The sequence below is a fragment of the Pseudomonas sp. GW822-FHT04H02 genome (assembly GCF_058800645.1).
Window position 1 is genome coordinate 105,261 of sequence record NZ_JBXAMM010000005.1, and the last position, 16,605, is coordinate 121,865.

At 62.5% G+C, this 16,605-nt stretch carries 16 protein-coding genes and 1 pseudogene; 8 read left to right on the forward strand and 9 right to left on the reverse strand.

Annotated elements, in window-relative coordinates; all coding sequences use genetic code 11:
* Positions 1 to 13 precede the first annotated feature (13 nt).
* Positions 14 to 382 carry a DUF4870 domain-containing protein gene (locus AC1RMG_RS22375; protein WP_011064228.1) on the forward strand — a complete coding sequence of 123 codons (369 nt, stop codon included), beginning with the start codon at positions 14 to 16 and terminating at the stop codon, positions 380 to 382.
* A gap of 61 nt (positions 383 to 443) precedes the next feature.
* Here AC1RMG_RS22375 and crc read toward each other — a convergent pair whose 3' ends face one another.
* Complete coding sequence (gene crc / locus AC1RMG_RS22380; protein ID WP_011064227.1) at positions 444 to 1,223, reverse strand: catabolite repression control protein Crc; 780 nt, start codon at positions 1,221 to 1,223, stop codon at positions 444 to 446.
* A gap of 81 nt (positions 1,224 to 1,304) precedes the next feature.
* On the opposite strand from crc, the gene pyrE reads away from it, so the two are divergent.
* Complete coding sequence (gene pyrE / locus AC1RMG_RS22385) at positions 1,305 to 1,949, forward strand: orotate phosphoribosyltransferase (RefSeq protein WP_011064226.1); 645 nt, start codon at positions 1,305 to 1,307, stop codon at positions 1,947 to 1,949.
* A 151-nt stretch (positions 1,950 to 2,100) separates the two neighbouring features.
* Here the strand turns inward: pyrE and argB are convergent, their stop codons facing one another.
* The 4 genes and pseudogenes from argB to coaBC form a co-directional block, all read right to left on the reverse strand.
* On the reverse strand, positions 2,101 to 3,006 hold the full coding sequence (gene argB / locus AC1RMG_RS22390; RefSeq protein WP_011064225.1) for an acetylglutamate kinase: 906 nt from the start codon (positions 3,004 to 3,006) through the stop codon (positions 2,101 to 2,103).
* A gap of 24 nt (positions 3,007 to 3,030) precedes the next feature.
* Positions 3,031 to 4,431: pseudogene (locus AC1RMG_RS22395) on the reverse strand (phosphomannomutase/phosphoglucomutase); the annotation flags it as partial.
* 258 nt (positions 4,432 to 4,689) lie between these two features.
* Positions 4,690 to 5,145, reverse strand: a complete 456-nt coding sequence (gene dut, locus AC1RMG_RS22400) for a dUTP diphosphatase (protein ID WP_011064223.1) — start codon at positions 5,143 to 5,145, stop codon at positions 4,690 to 4,692.
* Positions 5,146 to 5,150: 5 nt separating this feature from the next.
* A complete protein-coding gene (gene coaBC / locus AC1RMG_RS22405) occupies positions 5,151 to 6,359 on the reverse strand; it encodes a bifunctional phosphopantothenoylcysteine decarboxylase/phosphopantothenate--cysteine ligase CoaBC (RefSeq protein WP_011064222.1) in 1,209 nt (402 codons plus the stop codon).
* Positions 6,360 to 6,491: 132 nt separating this feature from the next.
* Between coaBC and radC the strand changes: the two genes are divergently transcribed.
* Positions 6,492 to 7,166: a RadC family protein gene (gene radC / locus AC1RMG_RS22410; RefSeq protein ID WP_011064221.1), complete on the forward strand. Its 675-nt coding sequence runs from the start codon at positions 6,492 to 6,494 to the stop codon at positions 7,164 to 7,166.
* A gap of 48 nt (positions 7,167 to 7,214) precedes the next feature.
* Here the strand turns inward: radC and AC1RMG_RS22415 are convergent, their stop codons facing one another.
* Positions 7,215 to 8,798: an ABC transporter substrate-binding protein gene (locus AC1RMG_RS22415; RefSeq protein ID WP_015637469.1), complete on the reverse strand. Its 1,584-nt coding sequence runs from the start codon at positions 8,796 to 8,798 to the stop codon at positions 7,215 to 7,217.
* Positions 8,799 to 9,273: 475 nt separating this feature from the next.
* On the opposite strand from AC1RMG_RS22415, the gene rpmB reads away from it, so the two are divergent.
* Positions 9,274 to 9,510: a 50S ribosomal protein L28 gene (gene rpmB / locus AC1RMG_RS22420; RefSeq protein ID WP_011064219.1), complete on the forward strand. Its 237-nt coding sequence runs from the start codon at positions 9,274 to 9,276 to the stop codon at positions 9,508 to 9,510.
* Between the two features lie 11 nt (positions 9,511 to 9,521).
* Positions 9,522 to 9,677 carry a 50S ribosomal protein L33 gene (gene rpmG / locus AC1RMG_RS22425; protein WP_003177274.1) on the forward strand — a complete coding sequence of 52 codons (156 nt, stop codon included), beginning with the start codon at positions 9,522 to 9,524 and terminating at the stop codon, positions 9,675 to 9,677.
* 58 nt (positions 9,678 to 9,735) lie between these two features.
* Here the strand turns inward: rpmG and AC1RMG_RS22430 are convergent, their stop codons facing one another.
* Positions 9,736 to 10,098, reverse strand: a complete 363-nt coding sequence (locus AC1RMG_RS22430; RefSeq protein WP_065365032.1) for a cupin domain-containing protein — start codon at positions 10,096 to 10,098, stop codon at positions 9,736 to 9,738.
* A gap of 238 nt (positions 10,099 to 10,336) precedes the next feature.
* Here AC1RMG_RS22430 and AC1RMG_RS22435 point away from each other — a divergent pair, with 238 nt between their 5' ends.
* Complete coding sequence (locus AC1RMG_RS22435) at positions 10,337 to 11,830, forward strand: aldehyde dehydrogenase (RefSeq protein WP_011064217.1); 1,494 nt, start codon at positions 10,337 to 10,339, stop codon at positions 11,828 to 11,830.
* A 128-nt stretch (positions 11,831 to 11,958) separates the two neighbouring features.
* The gene (locus AC1RMG_RS22440; protein ID WP_011064216.1) at positions 11,959 to 13,104 is read left to right on the forward strand and encodes an MFS transporter; all 1,146 of its coding nucleotides are present in this window, start codon (positions 11,959 to 11,961) and stop codon (positions 13,102 to 13,104) included.
* A 4-nt stretch (positions 13,105 to 13,108) separates the two neighbouring features.
* Here the strand turns inward: AC1RMG_RS22440 and AC1RMG_RS22445 are convergent, their stop codons facing one another.
* On the reverse strand, positions 13,109 to 14,677 hold the full coding sequence (locus AC1RMG_RS22445; RefSeq protein WP_493170322.1) for a phospholipase D family protein: 1,569 nt from the start codon (positions 14,675 to 14,677) through the stop codon (positions 13,109 to 13,111).
* A 66-nt stretch (positions 14,678 to 14,743) separates the two neighbouring features.
* Positions 14,744 to 16,168 carry an aminotransferase-like domain-containing protein gene (locus AC1RMG_RS22450; RefSeq protein ID WP_493170324.1) on the reverse strand — a complete coding sequence of 475 codons (1,425 nt, stop codon included), beginning with the start codon at positions 16,166 to 16,168 and terminating at the stop codon, positions 14,744 to 14,746.
* Between the two features lie 181 nt (positions 16,169 to 16,349).
* Here AC1RMG_RS22450 and AC1RMG_RS22455 point away from each other — a divergent pair, with 181 nt between their 5' ends.
* Entirely contained in the window at positions 16,350 to 16,595 is a 246-nt protein-coding gene (locus AC1RMG_RS22455; protein ID WP_065365034.1) for a DUF1127 domain-containing protein, read from the forward strand.
* The last annotated feature ends 10 nt before the right edge of the window (positions 16,596 to 16,605 follow it).

Here is a 16,605-nt window from a genome sequence, read left to right on the forward strand (position 1 = left end):
CAAGGAGAGCACCATGAGTGATGAACAACTGCCGCTGCCTACGCCGAGTCACGAAGTCCGGCAATGGGCGATGTTTTGTCACCTGTCCGCCTTGCTGGGGATCTGGGTTCCTTTCGGCACACTGATCGGACCGCTGATTCTGTGGCAGATGAAGCGCGAAACCGATCCCTTTATCGATGCCCAGGGCAAGGAAGCACTGAACTTCCAGCTGACCGTCGCCATTGCGTCGGCGGTGTGCTTCCTGTTGATGATCGTGGTGATCGGGTTCTTCATGTTCGGCCTGCTGGCGATCGGAGCCCTGGTGCTGACCATCATCGGCGGAGTCAAGGCTGGCGAAGGGGTGCCTTATCGCTACCCCTTCACCTGGCGCCTGATCAAGTAGCTCGAGCAAGCACAAAAAAGCCGACAGCGATGTCGGCTTTTTTGTGGCGGTGAAAGGACGCTTAGATGGTCAGCGTCCAGTCATAGTCCACGATCAGCGGTGCGTGCTGCGAGAAGCGTGGCTGGCGCGGCAGGCGAGCGCTGCGGACAAAGCGACGCAGGCCGGGAGTCAGCAACTGGTAGTCGAAACGCCAGCCCAGGTTCAGCATCTCGGCCTGTTCGTTGTCCGGCCACCAGCTGTACTGGTCGCCTTCACGGCTGACTTCACGCAATGCGTCGACATAACCCATGTTGCCAATGATCTCGTCCATCCAGGCACGCTCAGGTGCCAGGAAGCCCGGAGATTGCTGGCTGTCGCGCCAGTTCTTGATATCCAGCTTCTGTTGCGCCACGTACAGCGAGCCACAATAAATGTACTCGCGACGTTTGCGCCGCTGTTTATCCAGATAACGGGCGAAATCGTCCATTAGCTTGAACTTCTGGTTCAAGTCTTCATCGCCGTTCTGCCCTGATGGAAGCAGCAAGGTCGCGATGCTGACCTTGTCGAAATCGGCTTGCAGGTAGCGCCCGTAACGATCGGCTGTCTCGAAGCCGAGGCCGCTGATGACCGCCTTCGGCTGCAACCGCGAATACAAAGCCACACCGCCTTGGGCAGGGACTTCGGCATCGCAGGCATAAAGGAAGTAGCCATCCAGTTGGAAGGCTGGGTCGTCCAGTTCAAAGGCAGAGGCGCGGGTGTCCTGCAGGCAGATGACGTCGGCATTCTGTGCCTGCAGCCAACTGAGCAAACCACGCTCCACTGCAGCCTGAATACCATTGACGTTCACACTGATGATCCGCATAAATGGCCCCAAAAATCACGTGCGTGTATGATACCCGAGCTCTACCTAATTAGCTAAATCCGTGGTATCTGGGGTTTTTTCATGCAGGCGTATCAGCGCGATTTCATTCGTTTTGCCATCGATCGCGGGGTTTTGCGCTTCGGTGAGTTCACCCTGAAGTCCGGGCGCACCAGCCCTTACTTCTTCAATGCCGGCCTGTTCAACAGCGGTTCGGCGCTGGCCCAGCTGGGGCGTTTCTACGCCGCGGCGATCGTCGAAAGCGGCATTCCCTTCGATGTGCTGTTTGGCCCGGCCTATAAAGGCATTCCTCTGGCGGCGGCCACTGCGGTGGCGCTTGCCGAGCATCACCAGCGCGATCTGCCCTGGTGCTTCAACCGCAAGGAAGCCAAGGCTCACGGCGAAGGCGGCAGCCTGGTGGGGGCTCCCTTGACCGGCGATGTGCTGATCATCGACGACGTGATCACCGCCGGCACGGCGATCCGCGAAGTGATGCAGATCATCGAGTCCCAGGACGGCGCCAAAGCGGCCGGGGTGCTGATCGCCTTGAACCGTCAGGAACGCGGCAACGGCGAGTTGTCGGCGATCCAGGAGGTCGAGCGTGACTTCGGCATTCCGGTGGTGAGCATTGTCTCCCTGACCCAGGTCCTGCAGTTCCTGGCGGATGATCCGGCGCTCAAGCAGCATCTGCCGGCGGTGGAAGCCTACCGCGCGCAGTACGGAATCTGACCTGTAGGAGCCGGCTTGCCGGTGAAGAGGCCTTTGGGCCTTGAGTTGCCCGCGTGAGTGCCTTCGCCGGCAAACCGGCTCCCACAAAGATTGCGTCGATAAAAAAGCCCCCGCCCGGGATCCCGGGCGGGGGCTTTTTTGTGCCTGGTGCTTAAGGACGCTTGCGGTTGCTGATCAGGGTGCCGACACCCGTATCGGTGAAGATCTCCAGCAAAATCGCGTTGGGCACGCGACCGTCGATGATCAGCGAACTGCCGACCCCGCCTTGCACGGCTTCCAGCGCGCAGCGGATTTTCGGCAGCATGCCGCCGTAGATGGTGCCGTCGGCGATCAGCTCGTCGACCTGCTGGGTGCTCAGGCCGGTGAGGACCTTGCCCGACTTGTCCATCAGGCCGGCGATGTTGGTCAGCAGCATCAGCTTTTCGGCTTTCAATGCTTCGGCCACCTTGCCAGCCACCAGATCGGCGTTGATGTTGTAGGACTCGCCGTTGGCGCCGACCCCGATCGGTGCGATCACCGGGATGAAATCACCCTTGACCAGCAGGTTCAGCAGGTCGGTGTTGATCCCGACCACTTCGCCCACATGGCCGATATCGATGATTTCCGGGGTGGTCATTTCCGGCGTCTGGCGGGTCACGGTGAGTTTTTTCGCCCGGATCAGCTCGGCATCCTTGCCGGTCAGGCCGATGGCGCTGCCGCCGTGACGGTTGATCAGGTTGACGATGTCCTTGTTGACCTGGCCACCGAGGACCATCTCCACCACGTCCATGGTTTGCGCATCGGTCACGCGCATGCCATCGACGAAGTGGCTTTCAATGGAAAGGCGCTTGAGCAGGTCACCGATCTGCGGGCCGCCACCGTGCACCACCACCGGGTTGATCCCGACAGCCTTCATCAGCACGATGTCGCGGGCGAAGCCGGTTTTCAGCTCCTCGCTTTCCATAGCGTTGCCGCCGTACTTGATCACCAGGGTCTTGCCGACATAGCGGCGAATATAAGGCAGCGCTTCGGATAGGACCTTGGCGGTATTGGCGGCGGCATCGCGTTCGATGGTCATTCAGGGCTCCGGTGCTTCAAACAATCAAAACGGTAGTTGGAGATCAGGTGCAACACGTTTCAGCTGGGTGTGGAACACATCCTTGATGCGCTGCAGTTCGGCTGCATCATCAGCCTCGAAGCGCAGCACCAGCACAGGGGTGGTGTTGGAGGCGCGAACCAGGCCCCAGCCCTTGGCATAGTCGACCCGCACCCCGTCAATGGTGGTCAGGTCGGCGCCTGCACCCCACTGCGCGTCGTGCAGGGCGTCAATGATGCTGAATTTGCTCTCTTCGGTCACATGGATATTGATTTCCGGCGTAGAAATATCGTTCGGGAAGGTGGCGAACAGCTCTTCCGCGGTGGATTTTTCCTTGCTGAGGATCTCCAGCAACCGTGCGGCGCTATAAATGCCGTCGTCGAAGCCGAACCAGCGTTCCTTGAAGAACACATGGCCGCTCATTTCGCCGGCCAGCAGAGCGCCGGTCTGCTTCATTTTCTTTTTGATCAACGAGTGACCGGTCTTCCACATTAGCGGGCGACCGCCATATTCCTTGATCAGTGGAATCAGGCGTCGGGTGCATTTGACGTCGAAGATGATCTCCGCATCCGGGTTGCGCGCCACCACGTCCTTGGCGAACAGCATCAGCAGGCGGTCGGGGAAGACGATGCTGCCGGTGTTGGTCACCACGCCGACGCGGTCGCCGTCGCCGTCGAAGGCCAGGCCCAGGTCGGCGCCGGTTTCCTTGACCTTGGCAATCAGGTCCTCGAGGTTCTCGGGCTTGCCCGGATCCGGGTGGTGGTTGGGGAAGTTGCCGTCCACTTCGCAGAACAGCGGGATCACTTCGCAGTTCAGGGCTTCGATCAACTGTGGGGCAATCACCCCGGCGGCGCCGTTGCCGCAATCCACCACGACTTTCAGGCGGCGGGCCAGCTTGACGTCACGGATGATCTCCTCGGCGTAGCGCGGCAGGATGTCGACCTGGGTGACGCTGCCCTGGGCGCTGCTCAGGTTGTTGCTCTTGAGGCGCTCGTGCAGGGCCTGGATCTGTTCATTGGCCAGGGTGTCGCCGGCGATGACGATCTTGAAACCGTTGTAGTTCGAGGGGTTGTGGCTGCCGGTGAGCATTACGCCGGACTTGCCGGCCAGTACGTTGGCCGCGTAATACAGGGCCGGGGTCGGCACCAGGCCGACGTCGCTGACGTGGCAGCCGCTGTCGTGCAGGCCCTGGATCAGTTGCGCCACCAGTTCCGGCCCGGACAGGCGGCCATCGCGGCCCACGGAGACGTTCGGCTCACCCTGGGCCAGGCTCTGGGAGCCGATGGCGCGGCCGATCCAGTAGGCGGTTTCAGCAGTCAGGGTTTGCGGTACAACGCCGCGGATGTCGTAGGCGCGGAAGATGCTGTCGGGGAATTTCGGGGCGACTTTAGCTGCGTTGCTCATCACTGAGGGTGCTCCATCTGAAGGGGTGCAGTACGGCCGTGGGAGGACAGGCCGGCAGGCTCAAACTGAAGGGTATGACGGCGTTTTCAGCATAGAGTTCGTACTGCGAAAGTGCCATCTGACGGGCTCCGTCCCCTCCGGAACCGGTCAGCAGCCCGGCCTGGCGGGGGCCAGGCACCCTGCAAAAAAATGCTGGCCCTCGGTCCTTGATTGCTCTCGCAAGGGGGCGGAGCAGGCAGGCTGCCCACTCCGAGAGGCAGATCAGTGGCTGCCGGAGTGGCCGAAGCCACCTGCGCCGCGCTGGCTTTCATCAAAGGCTTCGACCACTTCGAAATGCGCCTGGACCACAGGCACCAGCACCAGTTGGGCGATGCGCTCGCCGACGGCGATGTTGAAGGCGGTCTGGCCACGGTTCCAGCAGGACACCATCAGTTCGCCCTGGTAGTCCGAGTCGATCAGGCCCACCAGGTTGCCCAGCACGATGCCGTGCTTATGGCCCAGGCCGGAGCGCGGCAGGATCAGCGCCGCCAGGCCCGGATCGCCAATGTAGACCGACAGCCCGGTAGGGATCAGCAGCGTCTGGCCTGGCTCCAGAAGGGTGTCTTCCTTGAGCATGGCTCGCAGGTCGAGGCCGGCGGAGCCCGGCGTGGCGTACTGCGGCAGAGGGAATTCGTTGCCGATGCGTGGGTCGAGGATCTTGGCTTGTAAAGCGTGCATGCGAGTTAAACCTGGTTCAGCCGTTCGGCGATAAAAGAGATCAGCTGGCGGGCAATCTTGCCCTTGCTGGTCTGGGCGAAGAGAGTTGCGTGCAACTCCCGGTCAATCACGCTGCAGGCGTTTTCCTCGCTGTTGAAGCCAATGCTCGGGTTGGCAACGTCGTTGGCGACGATCAGGTCGAGGTTCTTGTCCTTCAATTTGCGTGCAGCGTAGTCGAGCAAGTTTTCGGTTTCTGCGGCGAAACCGACACTGAAAGGCCGATCCGGACGGCTGGCAATGGTGGCCAGGATGTCCGGGTTGCGCACCATCTGCAGCAACAGGCCGTCACCTTTCGTAGGGTCTTTCTTTAATTTCTGTGGGGCGACGACTTCCGGTCGGTAGTCCGCGACCGCCGCAGAGGCGATGAAAACGTCGCATGGGATCGCCGACTCACAGGCCGCGAGCATGTCCCGGGCGCTGACAACGTCGATCCGCGTGACTCTATCGGGGGTTGGCAGGTGTACCGGCCCAGTGATCAGGGTCACCCGGGCACCGGCTTCAACCGCGGCCTCGGCCAGGGCGAAGCCCATTTTTCCTGAGCTATGGTTGGTGATGTAGCGCACCGGATCGATGTTTTCCTGGGTCGGCCCGGCGGTAATCAGCAGGTGCTTGCCGGTCAGCGCCAGATGCTGGAAGCAATCGGCGGCGCACTGGGCCAGGTCGTTGGCCTCCAGCATGCGGCCCAGGCCGACATCGCCACAGGCCTGGCTGCCGGAAGCCGGGCCGAAGACCTTCAGGCCACGGCTTTGCAGCAGTTGGGTGTTGGCTTGGGTGGCAGGGTCGCGCCACATGGCCTGATTCATCGCCGGTGCGATGGCGACGATGGCATCGGTGGCCAGCACCAGGGTGGTCAGCAGATCGTCGGCAATGCCCTGGGCCAGGCGGGCAATCAGGTCCGCGGTGGCCGGCGCGATCAGCACCAGGTCGGCCCACTTGGCCAGCTCGATATGGCCCATGGCGGCTTCGGCAGCCGGGTCCAGCAGGTCGAGGTGGACCGGGTGCCCGGAGAGCGCTTGCATGGTCAGCGGGGTAATGAATTCACTGCCGCCCCGGGTCATGACCACGCGCACTTCGGCGCCCTGGTCGAGGAGTCGGCGAACCAGCTCCGCGCTCTTGTAGGCGGCAATGCCGCCGCCGACGCCGAGCACGATGCGTTTCCGATACAGCCGCTGCATAGGCCTGTCTTTCCGTTCAGTGATTGCTGCGTGGCATGCCCCCTCCCCAGGTGAAATACCACGCAAAAAAGAGGGGGCTAAGATAGCACAGCGCCCGCTGTCGAACAGCGGCGCCATGCACAGGGAGGTGTGATGAGTATTCGTGACTGGCCCGCGGCGGAGCGTCCGCGGGAACGGCTTCTGGAGCAGGGCGCCATCAGCCTTTCCGACGCCGAGCTACTGGCTATTTTCCTGCGCACCGGGGTGGCCGGTAAAAGCGCGGTGGACCTGGCGCGGCATCTGTTGCGGCGCTTTGGCAGCCTGCGCAGGCTGCTGGAGGCCGATCAACTGACCTTCACCCGCCAACTGGGGCTGGGCCCGGCCAAGTACGCCTTGTTGCAGGCGGTGCTGGAAATGGCCCGCCGGCATCTGGCGGAGAAACTGCATCGCCAGTCCGCGTTGGAGAACCCGCTGGTGGTGCGCGATTACCTGAAGTCGATGCTGCGCCACGAGCCCCATGAAGTGTTCGGTTGCCTGTTTCTCGACACGCGGCATCGTGTACTGACCTTCGAAGTGCTGTTTCAGGGCTCCATCGACAGCACCACGGTGTACCCGCGGCAGGTGATCAAGCGCGCCTTGGCGCACAATGCAGCGGCGGTGATCCTCTGCCACAACCACCCGTCAGGCATTTGCGAGCCCAGCCCGGCCGACCGGGTAGTGACCCGACGTTTGCAGGAGGCACTGGAGTTGATCGATGTGCGGGTGCTGGACCACTTCATCGTGGGGGAGGGCGACCCGCTGTCGATGGCCGAGTACGGCTGGATCTGAATGCAGCCGGCTTCAAGGCCTGGGTGGGCCTTGAAGCCGGCTGGCAGTTCACTTGATGCTGACTTTCGAATAGTCCTGGCGCCCGAAGGGGCTCACCTGGTAGCCCTCGACCTGCTTGCGAGTCAGGGCGAATGCGGTCGGGTGTGCCAGGGGCAGCCACAGCGCCTGCTGCTGGATCTGGGTCTGGGCCTGTTGGTACAGCTTGCTGCGCACACCCTGTTCGCTGGTGGTCTTGCCGGCCGTGATCAGCTTGTCCAGGTTCTGGTCGCAGTAGCGGGCGAAGTTGGTGCCGGACTTGACGGCGGCGCAGGTGAACTGTGGCGAGAGGAAGTTATCCGGGTCGCCGTTGTCGCCAGCCCAGCCCATGAACAGCAGGTCGTGCTCGCCGGCCTTGGCGCGGCGGATCAGTTCACCCCATTCGATCACGCGGATTTCCGCCTGGATCCCTACTTGGGCCAGGTCCGATTGCAGCAACTGCGCGCCCAGGCTGGGGTTGGGGTTGAGCAGGCTGCCAGAGGGGCGGGTCCAGAGGGTGGTCTGGAAGCCGTTCTTCAGGCCAGCCTTGGCCAGCAGTTGGCGAGCCTTTTCCGGGTCGTGGGCGTACCCGGGCAGGTCCTTGGCGTAGCTCCAGGTATTGGGCGGGTAAGGGCCGTTGGCGGCTTCAGCGGTGCCTTCAAAGACCGCCTTGAGGTAGCTGCCCTTGTCGAAGGCCAGGTTGATTGCCTGGCGTACCTCGGGTTTGTCCAGGGGTGGGTGCTGGCTGTTGATGGCGACGAAGGCGGTCATGAAGGCTGCGGTGTGCTCGACCTTCAGTGCCGGATCCTCGCTGGCGGCCTGGACATCCAGGGGCTTGGGCGACAGCGCGATCTGGCACTCGTTGCGGCGCAGCTTCTGCAGGCGCACGTTGGCGTCCGGGGTGATGGCAAAGATCAGCGAATCGACCGCAGGCTTGCCGGCAAAGTAGTCGCGGTTGGCCTTGTAGCGGATCGAGGCGTCTTTCTGGAAGCGCCCGAAGATGAACGGGCCGCTGCCGATCGGCTGGCTGTTGAGCTTCTCCGGGGTGCCGGCCTTGAGCAGTTGCTCGGCGTACTCCGCCGAGTAGATCGAGGCGAAGCCCATGCTCAGGGTGGCGAGGAAGGTCGAATCGGCGTGGTCCAGGGTAAAGCGTACGGTCAGCGGGTCCAGGGCATCGATCTTCTTGATCAGGCTGGGCAACTGCAGGGATTGGGCGTGGGGAAAGCCGCTCTGGGCGATCTTGTGCCACGGATGGGCCGGATCGAGCATGCGCTCGAAGCTGAACTTGACGTCTTCGGCGGTCAGCTCGCGGCTGGGGTTGAAATACTCGGTGCGGTGGAACTTGACCTTGGGGTGCAGCTTGAACACGTAGGTCAGGCCGTCGGCAGAGACCTCCCAGCTGTCGGCAAGGCTGGGGACTACCTTGCCGCTATCGGCGTCGAACTCCACCAGGCGGTTCATCAGCACGTCGGCGGATGCGTTGGTGGTGGTCAGTGAGTTGTACTGCACCACGTCGAAGCCCTCCGGGCTGGCTTCGGTGCAGACGCTCAGCGCGGCAGCCTGGGCCAGGGGGCTCAGGAGAGGGGCGAGCAGGAGCGGGAGGGCGGCAAGACGCATGGTCGGGTTCCTTGTGCAGATCGAAAGCCCATCTGCGAGTGCAGTCTGGAAATGCCTTACCCTAGTGGGCTCTTTGTAAAATGACTATCCCTTTTGTATCGAGTGACGAAACCTCGGGCTCGGCCGGGGTTCCAGGCGTGATTTTCCGCATGCATGACCGCGCCCAATGGCGGTTTTGTGCCTGGGGTTTCGGGAGAAATATATTCTGCGACGAGCGGTAGATTTCTGCGGTAGCCTTTGCCGCAGGCGTCCGGCGCAAGAAAATCAGGACTTTTCGTCATCCTGGGCACAGCGGTTGTTGTTGCTCTGGGGTCTTTCTGGTATAAAGCAGCGCTCTTTTCTAGGGGCCCGGTTCCTTCGCTTGTAGGTGTAGCCGGTAAGACCCTAAAGAAACGCGGCGCCTGGCGCCAAATGACTGAGAGATTAAGCGGCCAACCCATGCCGGGTTGGGCATGTGGTTTTAGAGGGCTGAGGCATGTCTAGAGTCTGTCAAGTTACCGGTAAGGGTCCGGTGACTGGGAATAACATTTCCCACGCAAACAACAAAACCCGTCGTCGTTTCCTGCCGAACCTGCAGCATCACCGCTTCTGGGTTGAGTCCGAGAAACGTTTTGTGCGTCTGCGCGTATCTGCCAAAGGCATGCGTATCATCGACAAGCGCGGCATTGATGTCGTGCTGGCCGAAATCCGTCGCGATGGCGGCAAGGTTTAAGGGAGCTAATCATGCGTGAATTGATTCGTTTGATCTCGAGCGCCGGTACTGGTCACTTCTACACTACCGACAAGAACAAGCGTACTACTCCGGACAAAATCGAGATCAAGAAATATGATCCGGTTGTTCGCAAGCACGTGATCTACAAGGAAGGCAAAATCAAGTAATTGATTTTTCTTCTGACAAAAAAACCCGCCTTCAAGCGGGTTTTTTTGTGCCCGGGATTCAGGCTTTCTGTTCGAAGGCCACATAGACCTTGCGGCAGGGCTCCAGCACTTCCCAGGTGCCCTTGAAGCCGGCCGGGATCACGAAGCGGTCGCCGACCCGCAGAGTCTTGGCATTGCCGTCGTGATCACGCAGTACCGATACGCCCTGGAGGATCTCGCAGTATTCGTGTTCGGTGAAGTTCACCGTCCACTGGCCCACGGCGCCTTCCCAGATCCCGGAATTGAGCTGGCCGCACGGGCTGGCGTAATGGTTGAACACCGCCTGCTCGGGGTCGCCCTTGAGGATTTTTTCCGCAGCGGGGCGGTAGCGTTCGCCCTCGGTGGTGGCCTGGCTGAAGTCGACGACGTTGTGGATGCTCATTGTTGTATTCCCCCGTGATTGCGGCGCGAGTGGCTATGAAGGCCAAAGTCTATGTTTATTAAAATGCACATAGCAATGGCGTTTGCCCGGGCTTTGTCAAATATATTGAAAGTACAGGTGTCGCTGGTTTAGGGTGGCGGGTGCCTTTGGCCGAAAACAGGCTGGCCGGGCAGAATTCTTCAGCAGTGCCGGCGTAGTTCGCATGGCGCTTGTATACAAATAAGAGGAGGACACTCGTATGACCACCCTGACTCGTGCCGACTGGGAACAACGTGCCCGCGACCTGAAAATCGAAGGTCGTGCCTACATCAACGGCGAATACACCGCATCGGCTTCCAGCGACACCTTCGAATGCATCAGCCCGGTAGACGGTCGCGTACTGGCGACCATCGCCAGCTGTGATGCCGCCGATGCCCAGCGCGCCGTGGAAAACGCCCGCGCCACCTTCAACTCCGGCGCCTGGTCGCGCCTGGCGCCGGCCAAGCGCAAGTCGGTGATGATCCGCTTTGCCGGCCTGTTGAAGCAGCACGCTGAAGAACTCGCGCTCCTGGAAACCCTGGACATGGGCAAGCCCATCAGCGACTCCCTGGATATCGACGTTCCCGGCGCCGCCCAGGCCCTGAGCTGGAGCGGCGAGGCCATCGACAAGATCTACGATGAAGTCGCTGCCACCCCTCACGACCAGTTGGGCCTGGTCACCCGTGAGCCGGTAGGCGTGGTCGCGGCCATCGTGCCGTGGAACTTCCCCCTGATGATGGCTTGCTGGAAACTGGGCCCGGCGCTGTCCACCGGTAACTCGGTGATCCTCAAGCCTTCGGAAAAATCCCCGCTGACCGCCATCCGCATCGCTGCCCTGGCAGTGGAAGCCGGGATTCCGGCGGGCGTGTTCAACGTACTGCCAGGCTACGGCCACACTGTCGGCAAGGCCCTGGCCCTGCACATGGACGTGGACACCCTGGTGTTCACCGGCTCCACCAAGATCGCCAAGCAGTTGCTGGTCTACTCCGGCGAATCCAACATGAAGCGCGTGTGGCTGGAAGCCGGCGGCAAGAGCCCGAACATCGTGTTCGCCGATGCTCCGGACCTGCAGGCCGCCGCCGAATCCGCCGCCAGCGCCATTGCCTTCAACCAGGGCGAAGTCTGCACCGCCGGCTCGCGCCTGCTGGTGGAGCGCTCTATCAAGGACAAATTCCTGCCGCTGGTGATCGAGGCCCTCAAGGGCTGGAAGCCGGGCAACCCGCTGGATCCGGCCACCAATGTCGGTGCCCTGGTGGACACCCAGCAGATGAACACCGTGCTGTCCTACATCGAAGCCGGGCATGCCGATGGCGCCAAGCTGGTGGCCGGTGGCAAGCGCACCCTGGAAGAAACCGGTGGCACCTACGTCGAGCCGACCATTTTCGATGGTGTCAGCAACGCGATGAAAATCGCCCAGGAAGAGATCTTCGGCCCTGTACTGTCGGTGATCGCCTTCGACAGCGTGGAAGAGGCGATCCAGATTGCCAACGACACGCCTTACGGCCTGGCAGCTGCGGTGTGGACCGCCAACATCTCCAAGGCCCACCAGACCGCCAAGGCCCTGCGTGCCGGCAGCGTCTGGGTCAACCAATACGACGGCGGCGACATGACCGCGCCGTTCGGCGGCTTCAAGCAGTCGGGCAACGGTCGCGACAAGTCGCTGCATGCGTTCGACAAGTACACCGAGCTGAAAGCCACCTGGATCAAGCTCTGAGTCTTGTCGTTTGAGGCGGGGGCAGTGCCCCGCCTGATGTCGATCCATAGCGCAGCCGGACTTTCCGCAAGGGGAGTCCGGCTGTGTTGTCTGTGCCTTGCGAAACAATGATCCACAGGAGCGTGGAAATGCGTTGGGCGACCTATTTCGCCGTTTTGGCCGCAGTCTTGAGTGTCGGCCTGGCCCTGGGCGTGACCATGCCCCTGGTGTCGTTTCGTCTCGAAAGCTGGGGCTACGGGCCTTTTGCAATTGGCGTGGTGGCGGCGATGCCGGCCATTGGCGTGTTGCTCGGGGCGAAGATCTCCAGCCGCCTGGCGGCGCGCTTCGGCACCGCCAGCCTGATGCGCCTGTGCCTGTGGGGTGGGGCGATCTCCATTGCCTTGCTGGCGCTGCTGCCCAGCTATCCGTTGTGGTTGGTGCTGCGCCTGATACTGGGAGTGGTCCTGACCATCATCTTCATTCTGGGGGAAAGCTGGATCAATCAACTGGTGGTCGAGCAGTGGCGTGGCCGGCTGGTGGCGCTGTATGGCGCAAGCTATGCCTTGAGCCAGCTGGCCGGGCCCCTGCTGTTGGGCGTGCTGGGTACTGAGCATGATTACGGCTTCTGGACCGCGGTGGGTTTGCTGGTGGTATCACCGCTCCTGCTGTTGGGGCGCAGCGGGGCGCCGAGCACCGAGTCGTGCAGCGTGACCCTGTTTGACCTGTGGCACTTCTGTCAGAAGTTGCCGGCGATTGCCTGGGCAGTTGCATTGTTCGCTACTTTCGAGGCGCTGATTCTGACCCTGCTGCCGGTGTATTGCCTGAGCCAGGGGTTCACCGAAGACATTGCCCTGGCCATGGTCAGCACCGTGGTGGTGGGGGATGCACTTTTGCAACTGCCGATTGGCGCCCTGGCGGATCGGATTTCCCGGCGCGGCCTGTTCACCGGCTGCGCGGTGATCTTGCTGTGTTCCAGCCTGGCCATTCCGCTGTTGCTGGGCACCGTGCTGATCTGGCCACTGTGGGTGTTGTTCGGGGCCAGCGCCGGGGGCTTGTTCACCTTGTCGCTGATCCTGATCGGCGAGCGTTACCGCGATGACGCACTGGTGCGGGCCAATGCCCATGTGGCGCAGCTCTGGGGTATTGGCTGCCTGATCGGGCCGCTGGTGGCAGGGGCCGGCAGCCAGTGGGTGAGCGGCCACGCCATGTTGCTGCTGGTGGCGGCCGGGGCTTTTGGCTTGCTTGTCCTGCTGCTGCGCCAGGGGGCCTTTGGCGAAGCCCAGGCTGCGTTGTAGCCACTCAGAGCATGCGTTCCAGGCCGATGCGGGTGCTCAGCCAGGCATTGAAGCGGCGCCACCAGTTGCCGGGTTCATGGTCCAGGCTGTGCAACTGGCCCTGATCCTCGGTCACCCAGACCAGCTTGCCGTCCAGCAGCTTGACCTGGTAGCTCAGGGCCGGCGCCATCCCCTGCAGGGCCAGGGCGCGGACATGTTCAGCCAGCTCGGGGCTGTCCACCAGCACCCCGATCTCGGTGTTCCACAGCACCGAACGGGGGTCGAAGTTGAACGAGCCGATGAAGCTCTTTCGTCGGTCGAAGATCATCGCCTTGCTGTGCAGGCTGGAGTCGGAGCCCTTGTAGGAGCCGCTGTGGAACAGGTGCGGCCCGCTGCCACCGCGCTCGCCGGGTTGTCGGCGCAGTTCGTAGAGCTTCACTCCATGTTCCAGCAATGCCTTGCGATAGGGCGCATAGCCGCCATGCACCACTGGCACGTCGGTGGCTTCCAGGGAGTTGGTCAACAGGCTCACCGAGACTCCGGCGTCCGCGCGCCCGGTCAGGTACACCAGCCCAGGCTGCCCCGGAACGAAGTAGGCCGAGATCATGATCAGCTCCTTGCCGACCCCGCTCAGTTCCGGTGCCAGCTGGGTGGTGAGCAGCAGGTGCGGATCGGGGTCACCCTTGGCCAGGACCTTGGCCGGAGCGTCCCACAGGGCCTGGTTCCAGGCCCAGATCAGTTCCTTGCGCCAGATGTCCATGCGCGGCTGGGTCTGGTAGGTCATCAGTTGCCGGTACAGCGCCTGGTTCTGCCGGCGGCTGTCCTGCAAGGATTCCTCGAGGCGCAGCCGGGTGTTGTCCAGCGCCTTGGTGGAAGGTGTGCTGGACAGGAACTCGCCGATGGGGCGGCTCAGGGCGCTGTTCCAGTACTGGTCGAAGCTGTGGCCCAGTTGCTCGGCCACCGGACCCACGCTGAACATGTCGATGTCGGTGAAGTTCAGGTTGGGCTGGGCGTCGAAGTATTCATCCCCCAGGTTGCGCCCACCGACGATGGCCACGCTGTTGTCTGCCAGCCAGAGCTTGTTGTGCATCCGCCTATGCTGCTGCGACAGGTTGAACAGGCGGCCCATGGCCCGGGTCAGGCCGGTGCTGCGGCCCAGGTGCAGAGGGTTGAACAGGCGGATCTGGATCTGCGGATGGGCGGCCAGGGTGGCGATGATCTGGTCCAGGCCGTCGCTGGTGGTGTCGTCCAGCAGGATGCGTACCCGCACGCCACGATCGGCAGCCTTGAGCAGCTCGTCCACCAGCATGCGGGTGCTGATGCCGTCGTGGACGATGTAGTACTGCAGGTCGAGGCTGCTTTGCGCGTTGCGGATCAGCTCGGCGCGAGCCATGAACGCTTCGGTGCTGTTGGGCAACAGACGAAAGCCGGAACGCCCCTGGTAGGGCGCGGCCTGGGCCCGGATCGACTGGGCAAAGCCCGAATCACGGGCGGGCAGGGCCTGGCTGGGTTGGTACGGCACCTCGCGGGTAGCGCAGCCGCCCAGCCCGAGGCTCAGCAGCAGAAGCCAGGTGAAGGCCTGTATAGGGTTCAAGTCAGGTCATCTCGCATCACGGCACGGGTTGGCATGGGACGGCTGGCTTCCTGCTTCGGATCGGGGTCAGTCCGAGGTATCACTGAGCAGCTTGATGGCTGCAGCGCCGACCTTGCGTACCGCGTCTTCGATCTGCGCGGTTGGCTTGGCAGCGTAGTTCATCCGCAGGCAATTGCGGTACTTGCCCGAGGCGGAAAAGATGCTGCCCACGGCAATCTGCACCCCTTGCTCGAGCAGCACTCGGTTGAGCTTCAGAGCATCAAAGCCCTCGGGGAGTTCGATCCACAGCATGAAACTGCCCTGTGGCCGGCTGGCGCGAGTGCCGGCGGGGAAGTAGCGGCTGACCCAATCGAGCATCAGGTCACGATTGCGCTGGTACTGGGTGCGCATCTTGCGCAGATGCGGCTCGAAGTGGCCGCTCTTGAGAAACTCGGCGATGGCTACCTGGGGCTGCGGGGCCGTGGAGCCGGTGCTGATGTATTTCATGTGCAGTACACGTTCAAGGTAGCGGCCGGGCGCCACCCAGCCGATGCGCAGGCCTGGGGCCAGGGTTTTCGAGAACGAGCTGCACAGCAGCACCCGGCCATCATCGTCGAAGGACTTGATGGTGCGCGGGCGCGGGTAGGTGTAGGCCAGTTCGCCATACACATCGTCCTCGATGATCGCCACGTCGAAGCGCTGGGCCAGGGTCAGCAGTGCCCGCTTGCGCGGCTCGGGCATGATGTAGCCCAGGGGGTTGTTGCAGTTGGGCGTCAACTGTATGGCCTTGATCGGCCACTGTTCCAAAGCCAGTTCCAGGGCTTCCAGGCTGATTCCGGTAATGGGGTCGGTGGGGATCTCCAGGGCCTTCATGCCCAGGCCCTTGAGGGTCTGCATGGCGCCGTGGAAGCTCGGCGAGTCCACGGCGACGATGTCCCCCGGTTCGCAGATGGCGCGAATGCTGGTGGACAGCGCCTCGTGGCAGCCGGTGGTGATCACCAGGTCGCCGGCCCCCAGTTGGCAGCCGGAATCCAGCATCAGTCGCGCGACCTGTTCGCGCAGCTCCAGTACGCCGTAGATGTTGTCGTAGTGCAGGCCTGGCATGTCCTGGCGCCGGCTGAGGCGGTCCAGGGCCCGAAGCAGAGGCTTGAGGGTGGGTGTGGTGATGTCCGGCATGCCGCGGCCCAGTTGCACCACGTCCTTGCGCGGCACGGCGCGAATCAGTTCCAGCACCTGGTCCCACTGCGAGATCTCTACCGGTCGCTGGGCCGGGCGGCCAACGGCGGGCAGGGCGGGCAGTTCGCGGCTGGGCGGCACGAAGTAGCCGGACTTGGGCTTGGGCATCGCCAGGCCGTTGTCTTCCAGCAGGCGGTAGGCCTGCTGCACGGTGCTCAGGCTGACCCCGTGCTCGACGCTCAGGGCGCGCACTGAGGGCAGTCGATCGCCGGGGCGGTAGAAGCCCTGCTCAATGCGGGTGCCCAGGAGTTCGGCGAGGTTGACGTAGAGGGTCATGGCATTGGCTCGTAGTGGGGGGGCGCGAGGACCGGTACAGATGGGGCAAAAATACAGGATTCAGCAGGATTTTTGGCAAAACTGTATGGAGTTAATACCGCTGTATTGAGTCTGTAATGGTTTTTGCGCACCAAGCATCCTATTGGCTCATGGCAACTTTGAGCAAACAGGAGCAATACAGATGAACGGCTTGAGCGATGTGCGTCTGTCGTTACGGAGTCAGGAGCTGCAGGCAGAGCAGGAGCAGGCACTGGCGGCACGCCTGCCACGTTCTGCACCGCCCGGGCTGAGCCCGCTGGGTCTGTACTGGCATCGGCTGCGCACGCGTAAGTCGTTGCTGGAGCTGACTGCCGAGCAGTTGCGCGATGTCGGCCTGAGCCGGGAAGAGGCGCGGGCCGAAGGTCTCAAGCCGTTCTGGCGGCTGTAGGCCGACGCCG